Consider the following 2783-nt stretch of genomic DNA (forward strand, 5'->3'; position numbering starts at 1 on the left):
TTGCTACTCGATACGACCAACTCGCCGAGAGCTTCATCAGCATGGTTCATATTGCTACCGCAAGATACTGGCTCAAATTCGTCCACGCCGCCTAGGCAGCCATCTTAACTGGGATAAGCAAGTAACCAGCACAACACTGCAGCAGTATCGCCTCATTACCTACGATATGAGGGGGCATGGATTGTCGGGAAAGCCGGACGATGTGGAAGCATATCACGATGGGCGTCGTTGGGCGGATGATTTGGCGGCAGTGTTGAAGGCCAGTGGCGCCAGAAATCCTGTTCTGGTCGGATGGTCCTTGGGCGGGGTTGTCCTCTCAAACTACCTCGCCAGTTACGGGGATAGCGGCATCGGCGGGATCGTATATGTTGATGGGGTGATTGAACTGAACGAGAAATTGATCACGCCGCATCCTGCCGTCTATGCGGGGTTAGCATCAACCGATCTGAAATCTCACCTCGACTCGGTTCGCACATTTCTGAAATTATGCTTTGAAATGCAGCCTGACACGATCACTTTTGAGCGGCTCCTCTCGAATGCAGCAATGGCGTCCTGGGTCATGACGCGCGCCGTCCCCTCGATGACAGTGTTTGCAGCCGAGGGTTTGACTAAAACCCGCGTACCTGTCCTTTTGCTATATGGTGGCAAGGATGATCTTGTTCGCGTCAACCCAAGCATTGCACGAGCTCGCGCACTCAAGTCAGACATCCAGACGAAGATCTACGCGAAGTCTGGCCATGCACCCTTCATCGAAGAAGCGCGTCGCTTTAACCGTGACCTGACGGCGTTCAGAGATTCCATCCCCGATGGTCGCTGACACTCACTCGGCGTGATCCGAGGACGATCTCTATAATCTGCAATGCGGCAGCCGAAACCAAAAGGCGCTTTCCCAAGTTTTCGTTGAGAGCCTCGGAGTTCAATGAAGAATCGGCTGCCGCAAGTCGTGCTACCGACACCAGCATCCCCTGAACCGAATGCAGACACTCGGCGCAACAGTCATTAGATAGCGTCAATATCGGTTTTCGAACTATATCACACGCCTCTCTATATCTGCTTGCAATCTTCGTCTCTGTATTCTTTAGTGAACGCTATGGAAAAAAAGAAGCGGCGTGGCGGTCCACGTAAGTTTGACAGAGATCAGGCGGTAGAAAAGGCAATGCGCCTTTTCTGGCGGCAGGGCTATGAAGGCACATCGATTAACGATCTGACAGCCGCGATCGGGATCGCCCCGCCGAGCCTATATGCCGCTTTTGGTAGCAAGGCTGGGCTTTATCGGGAGGCTCTCGATCGTTATACGGCTTCGTCTGCCGCTCTCGATCAGGCCGCAAAGTCGGCACTCAACTTAGACGATGCTGTCGCAGCAGTTCTGCACGCCGGTGTTCGGGCGATCACCGATGCGTCACGGGAACGAGGCTGCATGATTTCGTCCGGGATGATTGAGTGTGCACCCGAGCACTGCGAACTGGCGAGTGATGTTGCGCAACGGCGCCGTTCGATACGAAATTCGATAGCAGCCCAACTCGTGCGTTGGCTCGATCCCCAAACAGCAGACGCGCTGGCCGGGCATCTCATGGTCGTGTTAATAGGCCTTTCAGTTCAGGCGAGAGACGGCGCCCCCGCAGAGGAGCTTCAACGTTGGGCCGATGAAGCAATTACCGGCATCAAGGCGAGAAAGTTAGCCACCATTTCTTGATCCCTTTCCACCCGCCCCCGCTCTGCCCTTGCAACCCCGATCAGCTGGGCAGAGCGGGGCTAATCATCGTGCGCGCAAAAGCATCAAAGTGACATTTTAACTTTGCAGAAAAACGGACAATTCAACTTGGCTGCCACATATAGCAAAATCAATGATTTACAGGGCGGATGGTGTTTCCATCTTTCCGGTTACCTCAGGCCGCGCACGAAGAATATCGACCGACCAAGAGCATCCATCCCATAGGGGTCGCTGACAACAAACAATATCGTGCTTAGTGAAGCTGCAAATCTGTCGAACTATTCGATCTGATTCAGCAAGCGGGACGTCATTTTTCATGCAAAGGTCGACCTACAACATAGGAGAATGCAGCCGCAAGGAATCTTGACTGGCAATCAAGGCGGTCGACGACTTTTGCGCTCTAGTGTCCTATGGCTGCACCACCGACTGCACGACTGTCGATAGCACCGTAATAGCGGTTATCGCCGCCCTTTTCGATGGCCGCCATATCCTTACCACCGACAAGAATGCCGGCTGCCTCACCCCAGACCGGCCAGTCAGCGTCTTCTCCAACCGTATAGCCCATGCCGGTCAGCAGCCTAATCGTATCCGGCGAAAGCGCGTTTGCTTCCATATAGACCCGGTCGGGCAGCCACTGGTGATGGATGCGCGGGGCGTCAATCGCCTCCTGAATATCCATCCCATGATCAATGACATTCATGATTGCCTCGAGCGTGATCGTGATGATGCGCGAACCGCCGGGACTGCCAATAACCATGAACGGTTTGCCATCCTTCGATACGATGGTAGGACTCATCGAGGACAAAGGTGATTTGCGCGGTTCAATGGCATTTGCTTCGCCTTGTATGAGACCATAAAGATTGGCCACGCCCGGCTTGATAGTGAAGTCATCCATCTCGTTGTTGAGAAGAATGCCGGTGCCCTCGGCTATCTTGGCCGTGCCAAACGATCCGTTCAGCGTATAGGTCACGGCGACAGCATTGCCGTCCTTGTCCACGATGGAATAATGCGTTGTTTCGTTGGATTCCTTGAATTCGGCTGGTTTCAGTGCTTCGCTGACACCGGCGCGATA

Annotated in this window: 3 protein-coding genes and 1 pseudogene; 3 read left to right on the top strand and 1 reads right to left on the bottom strand. The window is 53.9% G+C overall.

Annotated features, from left to right (window positions below; genetic code table 11):
* From FHW00_RS24680 to FHW00_RS24330, 3 genes and pseudogenes are all read left to right on the top strand, one after another.
* Positions 1 to 95 (top strand): annotated as a pseudogene (locus tag FHW00_RS24680) (IS5 family transposase); the annotation flags it as partial.
* Positions 96 to 136: 41 nt separating this feature from the next.
* Positions 137 to 817 carry an alpha/beta fold hydrolase gene (locus FHW00_RS24325; protein ID WP_445558042.1) on the top strand — a complete coding sequence of 227 codons (681 nt, stop codon included), beginning with the start codon at positions 137 to 139 and terminating at the stop codon, positions 815 to 817.
* Between the two features lie 273 nt (positions 818 to 1090).
* Positions 1091 to 1693, top strand: a complete 603-nt coding sequence (locus FHW00_RS24330; protein ID WP_078341353.1) for a TetR/AcrR family transcriptional regulator — start codon at positions 1091 to 1093, stop codon at positions 1691 to 1693.
* Between the two features lie 418 nt (positions 1694 to 2111).
* Here FHW00_RS24330 and FHW00_RS24335 read toward each other — a convergent pair.
* Positions 2112 to 2783 (bottom strand): gamma-glutamyltransferase (locus FHW00_RS24335; protein WP_182514709.1); only part of this gene is annotated, 672 nt, incomplete at its 5' end.

This window comes from Ochrobactrum sp. P6BSIII (assembly GCF_014138065.1).
Taxonomy (GTDB): Bacteria; Pseudomonadota; Alphaproteobacteria; order Rhizobiales; family Rhizobiaceae; genus Brucella.

Bases quoted from the DNA above. Each gene is read 5' to 3' on its own strand.
- FHW00_RS24330 (WP_078341353.1), top strand. From the start codon at position 1,091: ATGGAAAAAAAGAAGCGGCGTGGCGGTCCACGTAAGTTTGACAGAGAT.